This window comes from Staphylococcus sp. SA22, from assembly GCF_054165785.1.
Genome location: NZ_JBSZQY010000001.1, coordinates 1 through 19,019, shown reverse-complemented (window position 1 = coordinate 19,019; position 19,019 = coordinate 1). Strand labels below are relative to the sequence as shown.

At 31.5% G+C, this 19,019-nt stretch carries 20 protein-coding genes; 2 read left to right on the top strand and 18 right to left on the bottom strand.

Annotation, left to right across the window (positions count from 1 at the left end):
* Nucleotides 1-68: 68 nt before the first annotated feature.
* The 5 genes from dnaK to lepA form a co-directional block, all read right to left on the bottom strand.
* On the bottom strand, nucleotides 69-1,901 hold the full coding sequence (gene dnaK / locus ACXQH5_RS00100; protein ID WP_000034716.1) for a molecular chaperone DnaK: 1,833 nt from the start codon (nucleotides 1,899-1,901) through the stop codon (nucleotides 69-71).
* A gap of 68 nt (nucleotides 1,902-1,969) precedes the next feature.
* Nucleotides 1,970-2,596: a nucleotide exchange factor GrpE gene (gene grpE, locus ACXQH5_RS00095; RefSeq protein WP_000182221.1), complete on the bottom strand. Its 627-nt coding sequence runs from the start codon at nucleotides 2,594-2,596 to the stop codon at nucleotides 1,970-1,972.
* Between the two features lie 31 nt (nucleotides 2,597-2,627).
* On the bottom strand, nucleotides 2,628-3,605 hold the full coding sequence (gene hrcA, locus ACXQH5_RS00090; protein WP_000627148.1) for a heat-inducible transcriptional repressor HrcA: 978 nt from the start codon (nucleotides 3,603-3,605) through the stop codon (nucleotides 2,628-2,630).
* 100 nt (nucleotides 3,606-3,705) lie between these two features.
* Entirely contained in the window at nucleotides 3,706-4,830 is a 1,125-nt protein-coding gene (gene hemW, locus ACXQH5_RS00085) for a radical SAM family heme chaperone HemW (RefSeq protein WP_000218109.1), read from the bottom strand.
* 749 nt (nucleotides 4,831-5,579) lie between these two features.
* Nucleotides 5,580-7,403 (bottom strand): translation elongation factor 4, encoded by a 1,824-nt coding sequence (gene lepA / locus ACXQH5_RS00080; protein ID WP_000368338.1) that lies wholly within the window; start codon nucleotides 7,401-7,403, stop codon nucleotides 5,580-5,582.
* Nucleotides 7,404-7,748: 345 nt separating this feature from the next.
* Between lepA and rpsT the strand changes: the two genes are divergently transcribed.
* Entirely contained in the window at nucleotides 7,749-8,000 is a 252-nt protein-coding gene (rpsT, locus tag ACXQH5_RS00075) for a 30S ribosomal protein S20 (RefSeq protein ID WP_001274017.1), read from the top strand.
* A gap of 44 nt (nucleotides 8,001-8,044) precedes the next feature.
* Here rpsT and holA read toward each other — a convergent pair whose 3' ends face one another.
* The 13 genes from holA to mtnN all read right to left on the bottom strand — a co-directional run bounded on the left by holA (nucleotide 8,045) and on the right by mtnN (nucleotide 18,228).
* The gene (gene holA / locus ACXQH5_RS00070; RefSeq protein WP_001282570.1) at nucleotides 8,045-9,019 is read right to left on the bottom strand and encodes a DNA polymerase III subunit delta; all 975 of its coding nucleotides are present in this window, start codon (nucleotides 9,017-9,019) and stop codon (nucleotides 8,045-8,047) included.
* A 56-nt stretch (nucleotides 9,020-9,075) separates the two neighbouring features.
* On the bottom strand, nucleotides 9,076-11,277 hold the full coding sequence (locus tag ACXQH5_RS00065) for a DNA internalization-related competence protein ComEC/Rec2 (RefSeq protein WP_000967504.1): 2,202 nt from the start codon (nucleotides 11,275-11,277) through the stop codon (nucleotides 9,076-9,078).
* A gap of 4 nt (nucleotides 11,278-11,281) precedes the next feature.
* A complete protein-coding gene (locus ACXQH5_RS00060; RefSeq protein WP_000439693.1) occupies nucleotides 11,282-11,743 on the bottom strand; it encodes a ComE operon protein 2 in 462 nt (153 codons plus the stop codon).
* 91 nt (nucleotides 11,744-11,834) lie between these two features.
* On the bottom strand, nucleotides 11,835-12,521 hold the full coding sequence (locus ACXQH5_RS00055) for a ComEA family DNA-binding protein (RefSeq protein ID WP_078055782.1): 687 nt from the start codon (nucleotides 12,519-12,521) through the stop codon (nucleotides 11,835-11,837).
* A 39-nt stretch (nucleotides 12,522-12,560) separates the two neighbouring features.
* A complete protein-coding gene (locus ACXQH5_RS00050) occupies nucleotides 12,561-13,277 on the bottom strand; it encodes a class I SAM-dependent DNA methyltransferase (RefSeq protein WP_000942456.1) in 717 nt (238 codons plus the stop codon).
* Between the two features lie 2 nt (nucleotides 13,278-13,279).
* Nucleotides 13,280-13,633, bottom strand: a complete 354-nt coding sequence (gene rsfS / locus ACXQH5_RS00045; RefSeq protein ID WP_001088020.1) for a ribosome silencing factor — start codon at nucleotides 13,631-13,633, stop codon at nucleotides 13,280-13,282.
* Nucleotides 13,634-14,218, bottom strand: coding sequence for a bis(5'-nucleosyl)-tetraphosphatase (symmetrical) YqeK (yqeK, locus tag ACXQH5_RS00040; RefSeq protein WP_001017838.1), 585 nt, complete (start codon nucleotides 14,216-14,218; stop codon nucleotides 13,634-13,636).
* Nucleotides 14,208-14,777, bottom strand: a complete 570-nt coding sequence (nadD, locus tag ACXQH5_RS00035) for a nicotinate (nicotinamide) nucleotide adenylyltransferase (protein ID WP_000725167.1) — start codon at nucleotides 14,775-14,777, stop codon at nucleotides 14,208-14,210. Before nadD ends, yqeK begins: the two co-directional genes overlap by 11 nt.
* A 2-nt stretch (nucleotides 14,778-14,779) precedes the next feature.
* Nucleotides 14,780-15,070, bottom strand: coding sequence for a ribosome assembly RNA-binding protein YhbY (yhbY, locus tag ACXQH5_RS00030; RefSeq protein WP_000955235.1), 291 nt, complete (start codon nucleotides 15,068-15,070; stop codon nucleotides 14,780-14,782).
* A gap of 3 nt (nucleotides 15,071-15,073) precedes the next feature.
* Nucleotides 15,074-15,880, bottom strand: a complete 807-nt coding sequence (gene aroE, locus ACXQH5_RS00025; protein ID WP_000666767.1) for a shikimate dehydrogenase — start codon at nucleotides 15,878-15,880, stop codon at nucleotides 15,074-15,076.
* A gap of 13 nt (nucleotides 15,881-15,893) precedes the next feature.
* Entirely contained in the window at nucleotides 15,894-16,994 is a 1,101-nt protein-coding gene (yqeH, locus tag ACXQH5_RS00020) for a ribosome biogenesis GTPase YqeH (protein ID WP_001280141.1), read from the bottom strand.
* A complete protein-coding gene (locus ACXQH5_RS00015; RefSeq protein WP_000524902.1) occupies nucleotides 16,995-17,522 on the bottom strand; it encodes a YqeG family HAD IIIA-type phosphatase in 528 nt (175 codons plus the stop codon).
* A gap of 19 nt (nucleotides 17,523-17,541) precedes the next feature.
* Complete coding sequence (gene mtnN / locus ACXQH5_RS00010; RefSeq protein WP_000579267.1) at nucleotides 17,542-18,228, bottom strand: 5'-methylthioadenosine/S-adenosylhomocysteine nucleosidase; 687 nt, start codon at nucleotides 18,226-18,228, stop codon at nucleotides 17,542-17,544.
* Between the two features lie 311 nt (nucleotides 18,229-18,539).
* Here mtnN and ACXQH5_RS00005 point away from each other — a divergent pair, with 311 nt between their 5' ends.
* Nucleotides 18,540-18,809, top strand: coding sequence for a hypothetical protein (locus ACXQH5_RS00005; RefSeq protein WP_000829750.1), 270 nt, complete (start codon nucleotides 18,540-18,542; stop codon nucleotides 18,807-18,809).
* Nucleotides 18,810-19,019 lie beyond the last annotated feature (210 nt).

Genomic DNA, 19,019 nt, shown 5'->3' with positions numbered 1-19,019 from the left:
AGCCAAAGCCAATGTTCTATTGACTTTGACTTTTCAGATCATGACAACATTCTAATTGTATTGTTTAATTATTTTTTGTCGTCGTCTTTTACTTCTTTAAATTCAGCATCTTCTACAGTACTATCGTTGTTTTGACCAGCATTAGCACCTTGTGCTTGTTGTTGCTGTTGAGCCGCTTGCTCATATACTTTTGCTGATAATTCTTGAATCACTTTTTCAAGTTCTTCTTTTTTAGATTTAATATCTTCTATATCTTGACCTTCTAAAGCAGTTTTAAGAGCGTCTTTTTTCTCTTCAGCAGATTTTTTATCTTCTTCACCGATATTTTCGCCTAAATCAGTTAAAGTTTTTTCAACTTGGAATACTAGGCTGTCAGCTTCGTTTCTTAAGTCTACTTCTTCACGACGTTTTTTATCTGCTTCAGCGTTAACTTCAGCATCTTTTACCATACGGTCGATTTCTTCGTCTGATAATGAAGAACTTGATTGAATTGTAATTCTTTGTTCTTTATTTGTACCTAAGTCTTTTGCAGTTACATTTACAATACCGTTTTTATCGATATCAAACGTTACTTCAATTTGAGGTTTACCACGTTCAGCTGGTGGAATATCAGTCAATTGGAATCTACCAAGTGTTTTATTATCCGCAGCCATTGGACGTTCACCTTGTAATACGTGTACATCTACTGATGGTTGATTATCTACTGCTGTTGAATAGATTTGAGATTTAGATGTAGGAATCGTAGTGTTACGTTCAATTAACGTATTCATACGTCCACCTAAAATTTCAATACCTAAAGATAGTGGTGTTACGTCTAATAATACTACGTCTTTAACGTCACCTGTGATAACGCCACCTTGGATTGCAGCTCCCATTGCCACTACTTCGTCTGGGTTTACACCTTTGTTAGGTTCTTTACCGATTTCTTTTTTGACAGCTTCTTGTACCGCTGGAATACGAGTTGATCCACCAACTAAGATAACTTCATCGATATCTGAATTTGTTAAGCCAGCGTCTTTCATTGCTTGGCGTGTAGGTTCCATTGTTCTTCTAATTAATGAATCTGATAATTCCTCAAATTTAGAACGAGTTAAGTTTACTTCTAAGTGTAATGGACCGTTTTCACCAGCTGAGATAAATGGTAATGAGATTTGAGTTTGTGATACACCTGATAAGTCTTTTTTAGCTTTTTCAGCAGCATCTTTCAAACGTTGTAATGCCATTTTATCTTGAGATAAGTCTACGCCATTTTCCTTTTTGAATTCTGCAACTAGGTAGTCAATAATTACTTGGTCAAAATCATCACCGCCAAGTTTGTTGTCACCGGCTGTTGATAGTACTTCGAATACACCGTCACCTAATTCTAGGATAGATACGTCAAATGTACCGCCACCTAAGTCAAAAACAAGAACTTTTTCATCTTTATCAGTTTTGTCTAAACCATATGCTAATGCTGCAGCTGTTGGTTCATTAATGATACGCTCAACTTCTAAACCAGCAATTTTACCAGCATCTTTAGTTGCTTGACGTTCAGCGTCGTTAAAGTATGCAGGTACTGTAATTACAGCTTTGTCAACTTTCTCACCTAAATAGCTTTCAGCTGTATTTTTTAAGTTTTGTAAAATCATAGCTGAGATTTCTTGTGGTGTGTATGATTTACCTTCAATATCTACTTTATAATCAGTACCCATATGACGTTTAATAGATTGAACAGTATTTGGGTTTGTAATAGCTTGACGTTTAGCTACTTCACCAACTTGAGTTTCTCCATTTTTGAAAGCTACAACAGATGGTGTTGTACGTGAACCTTCAGGATTTTGAATTACTTTTGGCTCATCGCCTTCTAATACTGTTACACATGAATTTGTTGTACCTAAGTCTATACCAATAATTTTACTCATAATAAAATTCCTCCATTTAATCATTAAATTAATTTGATTTTAAACAATGTCGTTTCGCCAAATTTAAGTTATTGGTTTACTTTGACCATTGATGGTCTTAATACTCTATCTTTAAGCTTGTATCCTTTTTGTAGTTCTTGAGTGATTTCGCCAGATTCAAAATCAGGGTTATCATCTTGAACTACAGCTTGGTGAATATTTGGATCAAATGCTTCACCTTCAGTTTTAATAACTTCAAGACCATTATCTTTTAGTGCGTTAATCAAACTTTCATGCACCATTTGTACACCTTTTTGAAGAGATTTAAAAGTCTCATCATCACCTTCAATTTGAAGTGCACGTTCTATATTGTCTATTGCTGGTAAAATATCTGTTAACACACGTTGTGCTTGATATGTTTTATTTATTTCATTTTCTTTTTGAATTCTACGCTTATAATTTTCAAACTCAGCGTAGAGCCTTAAATATTTCTCTTCGTTTTCATCTGCTAATTGTTGAAGTTCATTAATTTTTTGATCTTTTGGATCTATTTCTTCAATAACATTCTCGTCAGACGTTTCTTCTATTGCTTCATCTTGTAAATGACCTTTACTTTCTTCAGTTTGTTCAACTGAATCATCAATATTTTGTTTGACGTTTGTTTCTTCAACTGTTGATTCAGTGTTTTTTTCAACTGATTCGTCTTTATTTGTCATTTTCTGTCCTCCAATACTTTCTAATCCATCATTACCAAATTCTATTTAATAATTGAATGACATTTTGATAATGCATAGCTGTAGGTCCAATCACAGCGATTTGACCTTTTAACGTTTCATCAAAATGATATTGACTTGTTACAATTGAAATATCACTTAAGCTGTCATCAATTTCATTACCAATTTTTACATTAATATTTGGTGAAGATATATCTTGTAATAATTCTGCAATTCTATTTGATTCTATATATTGTAGAATGGGCTGAATTGAAGATACATTAGTTTCATTCAATGCATCAATAAGTTTAACCTTTCCACCCATATAAATGCTATTACTTTGATTAGAAATATGATTATTCATCGTATTTAACAATTTATTGATAAATATTTCTTCCTGCTCTGATTGAACAAAAGAGACAATATCATCTTGTAAATTCTGATTAAACTCAGTTAATTTGTTAGTAACAAAATTTGATATTGTATTTAGTTTATCATTACTAAACGGTATGTCTGAAGCAAGATGTACATGCTCAACATGACCTGATGAAAATACGATAACCATTATAACTAAATTAGGATTAGCACGAATCAAATGTACATTATTGATAATATCTTGTTTATGATTAGGATGAACAACTAAAGTTGTATATTGAGATATATTTGATAATTCATCTGCAAAATATGTCAATGCTGATGATACATCATATTGATTCTCAACTAACAATTGATTTAATCGTCTTAATTTATTTGTTTTTTGATGAGATGTTTGTTCAAGTAAACGATTGACATAATACCTAAAACCTAATTGTGATGGCGAACGCCCTGAAGAACTATGCGTCTTTTCGATATAGTTCAAATCTTCAAGCTGTTTCATCTCATTTCTAATTGTAGCAGGACTAACATTCAAGTTATGTCGCTCAATTAGTGTTTTAGAACCAACGGGTTGTCCAAAATCAACATAATCCTCAACAATTGCGTTTAATATACTCAATTGCCTATCTGTAATCATGTTTTCACCTCATTAGCACTCACTTATCTCAAGTGCTAATTATAATTTATCAAATTGGTCAAAGTAAGTCAATGTTAAAGACTCGAAATTTCAAATTTTTTTAATCATTTATCAGGAAAGCTTCAAAAACCTCATTACCAATGACTTTCCCTCGATTTGTAAGTGCAATCGCATCGTTCTTTTCTACAATTAATTTCTTCTCTTTTAAATTATTTATTGTTTGACCAAAGACACTTTCAATAGATTGGTCAAACTTCTTTTTGAACCTTCTACTACTCACACCTTCATTTAAACGCAACCCAAGAAACATTTCTTCTTCCATTCTCTCAGTCAAAGAAGGTTTATTTGATACTAAAATTGCTTTATTTTCTTTATTTATAGCTTTGATATAATGATTCACTGGATTGATATTCGTATAACGAACACCATCTACATAACCACTTGCACCTGCTCCAAATCCATAATATTCCTCATTAAACCAGTAAACCTTATTATGTTCTGATTCATGGCCATCTAATGCAAAATTAGATATTTCGTATTGATGGAAAGGAGATTGTTCTATCTTAGACATCAGCAACTGATACATGTCAGCACCTAAATCCTCATTAGGAAGTTTGAGCAAACCTTTTCTATACATATTATAAAATTGGGTTTTAGGTTCAAGTATTAAGCCGTAACTCGAAATATGTTGAATTTCCATATCTAAAGCTAGATCTAAGCTTTGTTCAAAATCTTCAATCGTCTGTTTCGGTAAATGATACATTAAATCTAAACTGATTGATTTAATACCTGCGTTTTTAGCATTTAACACCGAAGTGTAAATATCTTCAGTATTGTGCGTTCTACCTAAAACAGACAATAACTCCGGCTTGAATGTTTGAACGCCCATTGAAATTCTGTTTACTCCATATTTCTCTAATAGTTGGACTTTCTCTTTAGTTAACTCATCAGGATTTGCTTCAAATGTATACTCGCCTGTGATTGTAAACGTATCACGTATTGCTTTAAGTAATCTTTCCAACTGATTAATAGAAAGGGCCGTTGGTGTGCCGCCACCTACATACATGGTCTTTAAGTTCCTATATTTTGCTGTAGACATTTCTGTGATTAGTGCATCTAAGTACTCATCTACAGGTTGATTCTGTATAAAATATTTATTGAAATCACAATATGTACATATTCTTACACAAAATGGAATATGTATATATGCACTTTGTACCGTCATTTTAATGCCCCGCTTCTCAGACTTTTTATCCAATTGGCTATATCCTGTTGGACTATCTGCAATTATTCTTACTTTTAACTTTAACGTTTAATCAATGATTGTCTAATATATCGATTCACTTTAATATTTATAAATGTTAGGAGAGAGTGAGATAGAAATAATAAAGAACCACTAATGATTTATTATGTAGTGGCTCTTACACATTAGCCAGAGGTAATATGTACTTAAAAATAGAATTACATGAGTTAAATTCATGCATAAGAAATACTAATTTCTAAAGAATAAGTATTTCTTTATGTTGGGGCCCCACCCCAACTTGCATTGTCTGTAGAAATTGGAAATCCAATTTCTCTGTGTTGGGGCCCCGCCGGCAAGGTTGACTAGAATTGAAAAAAAGCTTGTTGCAAGCGCATTTTCATTCAGTCAACTACTGCCAATATAACTTCGTAGAGCATAGAACATTGAATTATGTCCCAGCCTGTTTATGTTGGGGCCCCGCGAACTTGCATTGTCCGTAGAAATTGGAAATCCAATTCCTCTGTGTTGGGGCCCATCCCCAACTTGCACATTATTGTAAGCTGACTTTTCGTCAGCTTCTGTGTTGGGGCCCCATTGTTATAAGCTCATTCTAACTCGGTCGATGACTGCCAATATAACATTGTAAAGCCCAGGACGTTAATTTATCCTAGGCTCCCTCTTTTTAGTTATTAAACTTTATTCATTGTAAATTGTTAATTGATTTTTAAAAATTATTCGTCATCCATTTTCAATACAGCCAAGAAAGCATCCTGTGGAATTTCAACATTACCAACTGCTTTCATCTTAGCTTTACCTGCTTTTTGTTTTTCAAGTAATTTACGTTTACGGCTTATGTCACCGCCATAACATTTAGCTAAAACGTTTTTACCCATTGATTTAATATTTGTACGTGCTACAATTTTTTGTCCTATTGCAGCCTGTACAGGTACTTCAAATTGCTGTCTTGGAATTAACGTTTTAAGTTTTTCAACTAATGCTTTACCACGTTCATATGCAAAATCTCTATGAACTATAAAGCTTAGAGCATCCACTTTATCACCGTTTAATAAAATATCCATCTTCACTAAATTACTTTCTTTATTTTCGATGAACTCATAATCAAATGATGCATATCCTTTGGTATTAGATTTAAGTTGATCGAAGAAATCAAATACAACTTCAGCTAAAGGTAATTCATAAACAATATTTACACGAATATCATCTAAATAGTCCATATTTATAAATTGTCCACGTTTACGTTGACATAATTCCATTACTGCCCCTACATAGTCATTTGGAACCATCATAGTTGCACGAACATATGGCTCAAATATTTTATCAATTTTATCACGATCTGGCATTTGTGCTGGGTTATCAACCGTCACTTCTGAACCGTCCCTTAAAATACATTGATAAATTACAGATGGTGCGGTTGCAATTAATTCAATGCCAAATTCTCTTTCAATTCTTTCTTGAATTATTTCCATGTGTAACATACCTAAGAAACCAGTTCTATAACCAAAACCTAATGCTTGTGATGATTCAGGCTCAAATTCTAATGATGCATCATTCAATTGTAATTTTTCTAATGCTTCTCTTAAATCATTATAATTTTTGTTATCTATCGGGAACAGTCCGCAATATACCATTGGATTCATTTTCTTATAACCTTGCAATGGTTCTGATGCAGGTCTACTAGCTAATGTGATTGTGTCACCAACCCTAGAATCATCAACATTTTTAATACTTGCAATAATATAACCAACATCACCAACTGTTAATTCATCAACTGGAAGCTGCTTAGGTGTATTAATTCCAACTTCTGTTACTTCGAACTCTTTACCAGTGGCCATCATTCGAATTTTATCTCCGGCTTTAACAACACCGTCTACAATTCTTATCGATGAAATTACCCCTCTATATGGATCATACTCAGAATCAAATATTAACGCTTTTAGTGGTGCTTCTGGGTCACCATCTGGAGCTGGCACAACTTCAACTATTTTCTCAAGTATCTCTTCAATTCCAATATTAGATTTAGCACTTGCTAAAACAACATCGTCTTGGTCTAAACCTATCATATCTTCAATTTCTTGTTTCACGCGTTCAGGTTCTGCAGCAGGTAAATCAATTTTGTTAATTACAGGCAATAACTCTAACTCATTATCTAATGCCAAATAAACATTTGCTAATGTTTGTGCTTCGATACCTTGAGCCGCATCTACTACTAAAATCGCGCCCTCACAAGCTGCCAAAGAACGTGACACTTCATATGTAAAATCGACATGTCCAGGCGTATCGATTAAATGGAATGTATAAGTATTTCCATCTTTAGCTTCGTACTTTAAACGTACTGCGTTTAATTTGATTGTAATACCACGTTCTCTTTCTAAATCCATTGAATCTAGTAACTGATCTTGCATATCTCTTGTTTCAACTGATTTGGTATTTTCTAAAATTCTATCAGCCAATGTAGATTTTCCGTGGTCAATATGTGCTATAATCGAGAAATTCCTTATATTCTCTCTTCTTTTTAAGCGTTGCTCATTATCCATTTTATCCTTCTCACTTTCATAAAATAAACCCGTATTATCTTTCGCATCTTTGATATAATAACGTTTTTAATAGGTAAATGCAAACGCCATAATCTTGGATGAACTTTGAAATTATAACAATCTTTATTTAAATACATACTTGCGATATGTTAATATGTTAATTACGTACTTATAATTATAAAACGTATTGATTGTGTTTCCAACACAATTTAATAAATCTGCAAAATTTTAAGCTAACCCCATCAAATAAATGATTGCACAACGGTTAGACTTTTGTTAAAATATTTCTTGTTGTAATCAAATAAAATTTTGATAAGATGAACTCACTTTTAGGAGGTGACAGAAATGGCAAATATCAAATCTGCAATTAAACGTGTAAAAACAACTGAAAAAGCTGAAGCACGCAACATTTCACAAAAGAGTGCAATGCGTACAGCAGTTAAAAACGCTAAAACAGCTGTTTCAAATAACGCTGATAATAAAAATGAATTAGTAAGCTTAGCAGTTAAGTTAGTAGACAAAGCTGCTCAAAGTAATTTAATACATTCAAACAAAGCTGACCGTATTAAATCACAATTAATGACTGCAAATAAATAATCTTTTTAAATAAAAGTTCAAGCGCATGCTTGAACTTTTATTTTTTATAAAGATAGAATGAATAATTCCAGTATTAACTGTTTATCCATATATGATGATTTAAGTTTATAATCAGTTTCCGCACAAGCATCTATAATATTCAATAATTCATCAAGTTGATAATGTCTTACTTGTCCTAACGCTAATTTTACTCTGTATGGATGTACGCCTATTGTTTTAGCAATTTGCTGTCCACTATATCCTTTTTGACTCAGAATCTTACATTGATAAAATAATCGGTAATTACTTGTAATTAGTGCAAGTAATTTAATGGGTTCTTCTTTCATAGTTATTAAATCTTTTACTAAATGAATTGCTTGTTCTTTCTTTCTTTTCTGAATGTATTCAGTCAGTAAAAATACATTTTGTTCTAAACTTCTATTAATAATTTGATTAACATCCTGCTTATTAATTGTTGGTCTATCGCCTAAAAATAAAATCAACTTTTCTATCTCTTGTGAGACAATATTAAAGTTAATACCTGTCAACTCAATAAATAAATCTAATGCATCTCTTTTGATATCTTTGAAATTCTCATTTAATTTACTTTGAATCCATTTTTTTATTTCTTCTTCAGACATTTGCTCTATTTTTTTAAGCCTTGCATGCTTTTTTAGAGTTTTAGTTAACTTTTTTCTTTCATCAAGTTTATTTTGATATATCTCAAAGACAATCAAATTTTCGCCATCATATTTTTCAATAAATTCTATTAATTGATCTACATTGTGAGCCATATCTTTTGGCGATTTTTCACCTGTAAATATATATGCATTTTTAACCAAAATTGCTTTTTTATCTGAAAAGAAAGGCAATGTTAATGTTTCTTCAACAATTGGTGCAATCTCTGTTTCGTATAAATTATATTTCACAAAGTTAAAGTCATCTCTATCACTTTTCAAAAATTGTGATATGATTTCTGCACTTTGTTTTTCAACCAATTCAGGCACATCTCCATAAATAGCTACAATATTGTCGCTCATTCATTACACCCTTTCATTCGTTTGACACATCAATAGATTATATCATGTTTCTGTATCTATAAACCACTTGCATTTCCATAAGAGTTTGAATCAACTTTTAAATTATCATCTAAGTCAATTGTAACTTGACCGTTTTGTTGACTATTGTAAATGCGACTGCGAATCCTTTGCAATCGTTTAACAACTTCTATGTTAGGAAGATGATACATATTGTTCTTTCCAGAAGAAATCAAACTTATTTTAGGCTTAATCATCTCTATAAATTCTTTAGAACTACTTGTCTTGCTCCCATGATGTCCTACTTTTAAAATATCAATCTCCGGCAAGTTATATTTTTTTAGTAGTAAAGATTCATTATTTTTACTAGCATCGCCCATTAATAAAACTTTTTTATTTTGATATGTAATCATAGTAATAATCGAATATTCATTTTTATCTCGGCTATTTGGAATAAAACTATCAAAAAATAGAAAACTACTATCTCCAAGTTTAAAACTACTAACTTGTCTTACATCCATAAGTTTAATGTTGTACTTATGGCTTAATTTCGATAATAACATCAATGTATTACTACTATATCCCTTATTGTATATCACTATATGTTTAATTTTAATATGACTAATAATATATTCCAATTCACCAATATGGTCATTGTGTGGATGTGTTAAAATTAGATACTCTAATTCATTTATCCCTCTTTCATTTAGCGTTGGTAAAATATGATATTTAGAAATTGAATAACTAGGTTGTTTAGTATCATTAATCACTTTCCCACCTGTATCAATCAAGACATTTTGGTTCTTACCACCTTCATATAAAATACTGTCTCCCTGCCCCACATTTAACATTGTAATTTTGTGATGTGAATTTGTTGGAAACGTTATTAATAATGTCAGAATAATTATAGTCCAAAACGTAACCAATATATATTTACGTTTAGACAATAACCAAAATATGTAATAAACAGAAATTATAAATATTATAAATATCCAATCATTAAACTTGGGAACAGAAAAATGTGATTGCTTGATTCTTGTGAATAGGTCTAGTAACCAGTCATGAAAATTAAAACTTAGGTCAACCAAGTAATTTAGCGGCGTTAATCTCACAATAAAATGACTTGTAATAAAGAATAAAATAGATAGCGGAAACAATATAATCGAATAGTACGGTACAAAAATCAAATTAGATAAAAATCCCATCCATTGAAGTTGATGAAAGTTTGGAATGGCAACGATAAATGAAGCTAATTGTGCAATAAACGTAATTATGAATAATGATTGTAACTTTGACAATTGCTGTAAAAAAGGAAAAAGTAGCATAATAAAAAATGAAATGATAAATGAAAATTGAAATCCAATATCATAAACAACTAGCGGATTTAAAATAAACATAATTATAAATGCAAATGCTAATAGCTGAATACCCTTTATTTTAATTTGCTTAGTAATAAGCAGTACAAGAGTTGTCATTATTATAGCTCTTACAGCACTAGGTGCATAATTTGTGTATTGAGCAAATAAAGCTAATACAATGATTGTAATTCCTTTAATGACAAATAAAGGTAAATTTAATCGTTTTAAAGGTTGGTAAATTAAGAATACAATTGCAGCTATATGCGAGCCACTAACTGCCAGCAAATGATATATACCTATCTCTTTAACACGTTCCTTAAATTGCTCATTAATTTCTTTTACGTCACCAGTAATCAATGCCATAATACGATCCGGAAACTTAATACCCGAATCATAAATTCGATTCATTATAAACTGTTTATGTTTCTCAATTAAATTAGACCGGTTCGATTCTAGGCAGCTTTGTACAACTATACTTTGTAATTTAAGAGTTACAAACTTATTGTCATTAACTTTGAATTGTCCTTTAACAATACAATTACGACTTTCAATTTCCTTTAAATCAAAATTCTTTTTATTTGTTAAAAAGAAAGGATATATTTCATTTTTTAAACTCAACCTACCTTTATATGTGTCACTACCTTGACGTTGAATTTGGATTACTTGAGCACGCTCATTAAACTGAGAATTACGTTCAATATAATTGATATAATTAAATATTGCTTGTTGTGAATAATGTAAATACCATGAGGAGAAAATGATTAAAAAAAGAGAAATAGGGGCATAAACGATTTTATTTTTACGATAAGCAATATACAAAAGTAAAATGAAAAGAAATGTAGAGAGCACTTTGCTAGAATTCCAAAGCACTCCTACAATCATTGATAACGCGACATACAGCAAAACATCAACCTTTAGTCAGATATTTAGCAACATATTCTGGTGAAAATGGAATTTTTTTAAATTCAATACCAGATTGTTTGAGTAACTTAGTTGCATATTCATGGTTATGATAATCTTCTGCATAGTAGATACGCTTTATACCTGCTTGAATAATTGACTTTGTACAATTTAGGCATGGAAAATGAGTAACATAGATTGTTGCACCTTCAGTAGATACACCTTGTTTTGCACATTGTAATAAAGCATTCATTTCTGCATGTATCGTTCTGATACAATGTCCATCTTCAATTAAACATCCTTCATCTATACAATGCACCTCGCCAGCTACAGAGCCATTATAACCACCAGCAATAATACGATTATCCTTAACAATCGTTGCACCTACAGATAGTCTTTGACAAGTTGAACGTAATGCTAGCAAATGACTTTGTGCCATAAAATATTCTTCCCATTTGATTCTTTCCAAGATGTTCACCTTCCATACTTAAAATTTAGTAACATTTTCTAATAATATAAGATTAATCACAAAAAATAAAATTTGCAATTAAAATAATCCATTATGTCGTGAAATAAGATTTCAGTTTATCAAAAGTTTTACTTCCAAAACCTTTTACTTTTTTCAAATCGTCAATTTCTTGAAATGCACCTTGTTGGTTGCGATATTCAACAATTGCATTAGCTTTCGCTTGCCCAACTCCAGGAACAGACATCAATTCTGATACAGATGCCGTATTTAAATTTACTTTAGTATTATTTGTGTTCCCATTTTTTACGTGCACACTGTTTACTCCAATTTGTGGTTCAACATTCTTTTGTCCTTTATGAGGAATGAAAATCATTTTTTGATCTGTTAATTTTTCAGACAAATTAATTTGACTTACATCTGCATCATCCAATAATTGTGCTTTATCAAGCAAATCAACTACTCTATCCTTAGATGTCATTTTATAAACATTAGGATGTTTAACAGCACCTTTTACATCGACATATACAGGACCTTTATTTTTGGAATTATCTCCATCTTTGACCTGGACATCTTCTAATTTGGACAAACTACTATTTTCACTAGTGCTTTGTTTCAGAGCAGTATCTTTATTTTCAAAATTTCTAGAAGTATAATCATCTTGTCTCCAGAATATAAAACCAATTAATACCATAATTAAAACAACAGCACTTATAATATATAACTTCCATTGAGTTAAAAAATCTTTATAGCGTAATAAAAATTGATACAATAAAACCACTCCTCAACTTTATACACGTCTGAGCGAGTGGTTTTACTTTTATTTTTTCGCAATGAAAAACAATCTTTCTGCATCTTCGTTATGTTCATCTATATTAAAATCAGTAAATGTTTCAACATGTTTAAAACCGACTTGAGCTAACCAAGACAAATATGTCTTTTCATCAAATGTTCTCTGAAAATGAGACTCATCAAATCTTGAATATGTTTCATCTTCATGTCGAATGAAAAATGTCATATCATGATAAACACTTAAAGGTAAATCTCCTTGCACAGCATCCCATGCTAAAAAAATGTCCCCTTTATCATCAATATAACTTTGATTATTAAACAAAGTCATCATTTTATAAACAGTATGTACATCAAAAATAAATACACCTGAATCAGTCAGATGATGATAAACATTGATGAATGTTTCAATAACTGCAGTTTCATCTTGCAAATAATTTAGAGAGTCACAAAAAATAGTGATGATATCAAATTGTTGTTGCAAATCAAAAGATGTCATATCTCCTTCAAGCCAATTTACATTTGCTGATTTTTGAGCTGCAACAGTCAACATATCAACACTTAAATCCATACCAGTAACATTACCTAAAGCTTCTAATTGAACTGTTAAACTACCAGTACCGCATCCAATATCTAAAATATTTGATTCATCTTTGCAGTGATTTTTTACAATTTCAAACCATTTTTCATATGGTTGATCTTGAGTCAATTGATCGTACACTAGGCTCATTTCTGCATATTGCAACATAATTAATACGCAACCTGACCATATGATTCTAATGGTGCATCTTGATATAACTTTTCAATATTATAATAATTTCTTTCGTCTTTATGGAAAACATGTACCACAACATCAGCTAAGTCAATTAATATCCAACGCGCTTCATTGTAACCTTCCATACGTTTTACTTCTATATTTTGTTCATTGGCTACTTCTTTCACCGCTCTAGCAATCGCTTGAACTTGTCGTTCATTATTTCCGTGCGTTACAACAAAATAATCTGTCATATCGCTGATACCTTTCATTTCTAAAGAAATTGTATCTTCGCCTTTTTTATTGTCAATTGCATCCACAGCAATTGCTAATAATTCTTGTGAATTCATTTAATCATCCTTTATTCTTTCGTCACTATAGTTATAATAATTTAAACAGTCAATCGTCTTATTATATACCGTAATATCTTTCTGTATTAAAAATAGTACTGTGCGTTTAGAAATTTCATAAATTGTCTTATCTAAACTACCTTGATTGTATGCCATATCTCGAATATCATCAACTCCTGGGATTGTTCTTCCAGGTTCGATGTAATCTGCAATAAAAATCAGTTTTTCAGTTTTTGTCATTTGTTGACGTCCAGTAGTATGGTATTTGATAGCCATTAATACTTCCTCATCATTGATACCATATTCATGTTCCATGATTGCTGCACACACAGGACCATGCAATATTTCACTACCATAACTCAGTAGATCATTACCTAATTCGTATTGTCGAACAATTTGATACATTTTACCTAAATCATCATATTTACAGAAATCATGTAATACACCTGCTAATTCTACTTTACTAGTGTCTCCATCATAAATTTCTGCTAATTTAATCGCTGTTTCTGCAACTCTTAAAGAATGATTATAACGTTTCTCTGGCAGTTTCTCTTTTGCAAGCCGTTTTGCTTTATCAATGTTCATATAATCCTTCCCCCTTAATATAGTTTTCAACGGATTTAGGAACAAGAACTTGGATAGACTTCCCTTCACTAACTCTTTGTCGAATCATTGTCGAACTTATATCTACCCTAGGTATCTGAATTGCAATCATAGCATTTTCAACATTTTGACTATTTTTGTCTCGATTTACAACTACAAAAGTAACCATTTCTTTTAAGTATTCAATTTGATACCATTTCTCTAGTTGGTTATACTGATCTGTCCCAATAACAAAGTACAACTCACTGTCTTTGTGTTGCTCCTTGAATGCCTTGATCGTGTCATAGGTATAACTTTGACCACCACGTTTAATTTCATCGTCGCAAATATCTCCAAAACCAAGCTCGTCGATAATCATCTGTATCATTGTTAATCTGTGCTGAACATCTATAAAATTATTGTGCTTTTTCAATGGAGACATAAAACTAGGTAAAAAATAAAATTCATCTGGCTGTAATTCATGAAATACTTCGCTAGCTACTATCATATGTGCAGTATGGATAGGGTTAAACTGACCGCCGTAAAGTACTATCTTTTTCATTGTTATGGCAATTCAATTTCTTTATTTTCTTTAGATTCTCTATAAATCACTATCATAGATCCAATCACTTGCACTAATTCACTACGCGTAGCTTCGCTTAATGTTTCAGCTAATTCTTTTTTATCATCAAAGTTATTTTGTAGTACATGTACTTTTATCAATTCTCTGTTTTCTAACGTATCATCTATTTGTTTAATCATGTTTTCGTTGATACCGCCTTTTCCAATTTGAAAAATCGGATCAATATTGTGTGCTAAACTTCTTAAGTATCTTTTTTGTTTGCCAGTAAGCATATGTTATTCTCCTTTTAATTGTTGTAAAACTGCTGTTTTCATAGAATTAATATCAGCATCTTTATTAGTCCAAATTTTAAAGCTTTCCGCACCCTGGTAAACAAACATATCTAAGCCATTATAAATATGGTTTCCCTTGCGCTCTGCTTCCTCTAAAATAGGTGTTTTATACGGTATATAAACAATATCACTCATTAAAGTATTGGGAGAAAGATGCTTTAAATTAATAATACTTTCGTTATTTCCAGCCATACCCGCTGGTGTTGTATTAATAACGATATCGAATTCAGCTAAATACTTTTCAGCATCTGCCAATGAAATTTGGTTTATATTTAAATTCCAAGATTCAAAACGAGCCATCGTTCTATTCGCAACAGTTAATTTGGGCTTTACAAATTTTGCTAATTCATAAGCAATACCTTTACTTGCACCACCTGCGCCCAAAATTAAAATGTATGCATTTTCTAAATCTGGATAAACGCTGTGCAATCCTTTAACATAACCGATACCATCTGTATTATACCCTATCCACTTGCCATCTTTTATCAAAACAGTGTTAACTGCACCTGCATTAATCGCTTGTTCATCAACATAATCTAAATACGGTATGATACGTTCTTTATGGGGAATTGTGATATTAAAGCCATCTAATTCTTTTTTTGAAATAATTTCTTTAATTAAATGAAAATCTTCAATTGGAATATTTAAAGCTTCATAAGTATTATCTAATCCTAAAGAATTAAAATTTGCTCTATGCATAACGGGCGACAAGGAATGTGAAATAGGGTTTCCGATAACTGCAAATTTCATTTTTTAAATCACCTTATAAAATAGAATTTCTTAATACAACATCAACATTTTTAGGAACACGAACGATTACTTTAGCTCCTGGTCCTATAGTTATAAAGCCTAGACCAGAGATCATAACATCGCGTTTCTCTTTGCCTGTTTCAAGTCTAACAGCCTTTACCTCATTAAGGTCAAAATTTTGTGGATTTCCAGGTGGCGTCAATAAATCGCCAAGTTGATTACGCCATAAATCATTGGCCTTCTCCGTTTTAGTACGATGTATATTCAAGTCATTAGAAAAGAAACAAACTAACGGACGTTTACCACCTGATACATAATCTATGCGCGCTAGACCGCCGAAGAATAATGTCTGCGCCTCATTTAATTGATATACGCGTTGTTTTATTTCTTTCTTAGGCATAATAATTTTCAATTCTTTTTCACTAACTAAATGCGTCATTTGATGATCTTGAATAATACCTGGTGTATCATACATAAATGATGTTTCATCTAAAGGAATATCTATCATATCTAAAGTTGTTCCAGGGAATCTTGAAGTTGTTACTACATCTTTTTCACCAACACTAGCTTCAATCAGTTTATTAATCAATGTAGATTTCCCAACATTCGTTGTCCCTACAATATACACATCTTCATTTTCTCGAATATTCGCAATTGATGATAATAAGTCGTCTATGCCCCAGCCTTTTTCAGCTGAAATTAATACGACATCGTCAGCTTCCAAACCATATTTTCTTGCTGTTCGTTTTAACCATTCTTTAACTCGACGTTTATTAATTTGTTTCGGCAATAAATCCAATTTATTTGCTGCTAAAATGATTTTTTTGTTTCCGACAATACGTTTAACTGCATTAATAAATGATCCTTCAAAGTCAAATACATCCACAACATTGACGACAATACCCTTTTTATCCGCAAGTCCTGATAATAATTTTAAAAAGTCTTCACTTTCTAATCCTACATCTTGAACTTCGTTATAATTTTTCAAGCGGAAACAACGTCTGCAAATCACGTCATCACGAAACATATTATGCTCTGGTACAAAACCAGGTTTATTTTTATCTTCAGATTGAAGTGGCGCACCACAACCGATACATTTTAAAATGTCAGACAATCAATTTTCCTCCCATGTGATATAACCTTTTTTACTGAAATGACGTAATAATCGTCTTTCAATTAATCTATTAAACTTCGTAATAAAGCCATCAGTTCGTTTAACTGGAACGACCATAATTGTATATAAACCTCGACGATTACCACCAAATACATCAGTAAGCATTTGGTCACCTATTACAACAGTTTGATCTGGTCTGATATTCATCTTAGTTATTGCTTTATCAAACGCTTTCCCCATTGGCTTTCTCGCTTTAAAAATAAAATCGATGTCTAAATGCTGACTAAAACTAGCAACACGAGACTCATTATTATTAGACACGATTGTAATAGTGATTCCTTTTTCATTAGCTTCCTTAAACCATGCTTTAACACGTTCTGTAGGTTCTTTAACATCCCAACCTACTAGCGTATTATCTAAATCTGTAATAATACCTTTAACACCTTTGTCCACTAACTTGTCTAAATCAATTTGAAATATTGATTGAACATATGAATTCGGCATAAAAAACTTGCGAACTAAACCCATTTAACTCACCTTTACCTTTTTATAATTGAGACACTAATGCTTCAACAGTTTGACTTGATGATACAGCTGCTTTTTCTAAAAATGCTTCGAAGCTCATTTCCGCTTCTCCATTTGCTAAGTCTGAAACTGCACGAACTACAACAAATGGTACATTAAATTGATAACATGTTTGTGCAATTGCAGTTGCTTCCATTTCAACCGCCATCGCATTTGGAAATGCTTTTTTAATTTTTTGGCGTTGTTCAACACTACCGATAAAGCTATCACCACTTACAATTAAGCCTACTTTAGCTGTTAATTGTTGTTGTTGTACAACTTGAGATACTTTTTCTATTAAAGGTTTACTTGATTGAAATGCTACCGGCATCTGTGGTATTTGTCCATATTCATAACCAAATGCTGTTGCATCCGCATCATGATATTTTACATCATCACTTATAAGAACGTCACCTACATTTAAACTTTCATCTAAAGCTCCAGCAGAACCTGTATTAATAATGATGTCCGGTTTAAACTTATTAATTAATAATGTCGTAGAAATTGCAGCATTAACTTTTCCAATGCCGCTTTGGGTAATCACTACTTCTCTATCTTTTAAAATGCCAGTATAAAATTTAACATGTGCAACTGAAATTTCGCTTAATTGTGTTAATTTATTTTTTAATATTGTTACTTCTTCTTCCATGGCACCAATTATACCAATCATCCTTTGATTCACCTCTTTTAAAAAATCCTAGCATTTGTTATTTTATCACATTTTAATCACTACAACGACAAGTATCATGATTTTCATTACTATATAAAACTTTTGCTTTATTTTTATAAAAACATTCACAATAACGTGGTATCATAAATAATTATTTATGAACTCATAACAGTGAAATCAATGCATCTAATTTGTCTATTTTTCAAAACTAATCATATCAATTACATCAGCCAATCGTGTCAAGAAACTTTATTAAATAACAGGAAAATGATATGTTTAAAATAATTAAGATGAAATAAGAGGATTTTACAATGGCTGAAAATAATCAAAATAGTCTCGTAACAAAGATAGCTACATACGGCAGTTTTATTGCAATTGCGTCGTTTGTCATTTTATTTATAAGTATATTTTTAAAGTTTTCATTTAATATCGAGTTTACAGCAACAATTATGAACATATGTCGCTACACTCTAATTCTAGGATTTATACTTATGTCCTTACCTGATGTTGTTGATAAAAACATCAAGAAAATTATATTCGATGCATTTATTATCATCGTCTTTATCTTCTTTTTACTATAGTAGTTTTATTTTGTAATTACACAGATAATCATATTTGTTTCGTATCGAATTCCTGTGCGCATTAAAGATCATTCTAATAGAAAACAGCAGTAAGACTTTTCTGAGTGTTAGCCTCCTTACTGCTGTTTTTATTTTATGAAAAGAAAACCATACGCTATGCGTATGGTTCAGAAAAGGTTCTACCATTGTCACAAAAAATGCATCTCTACG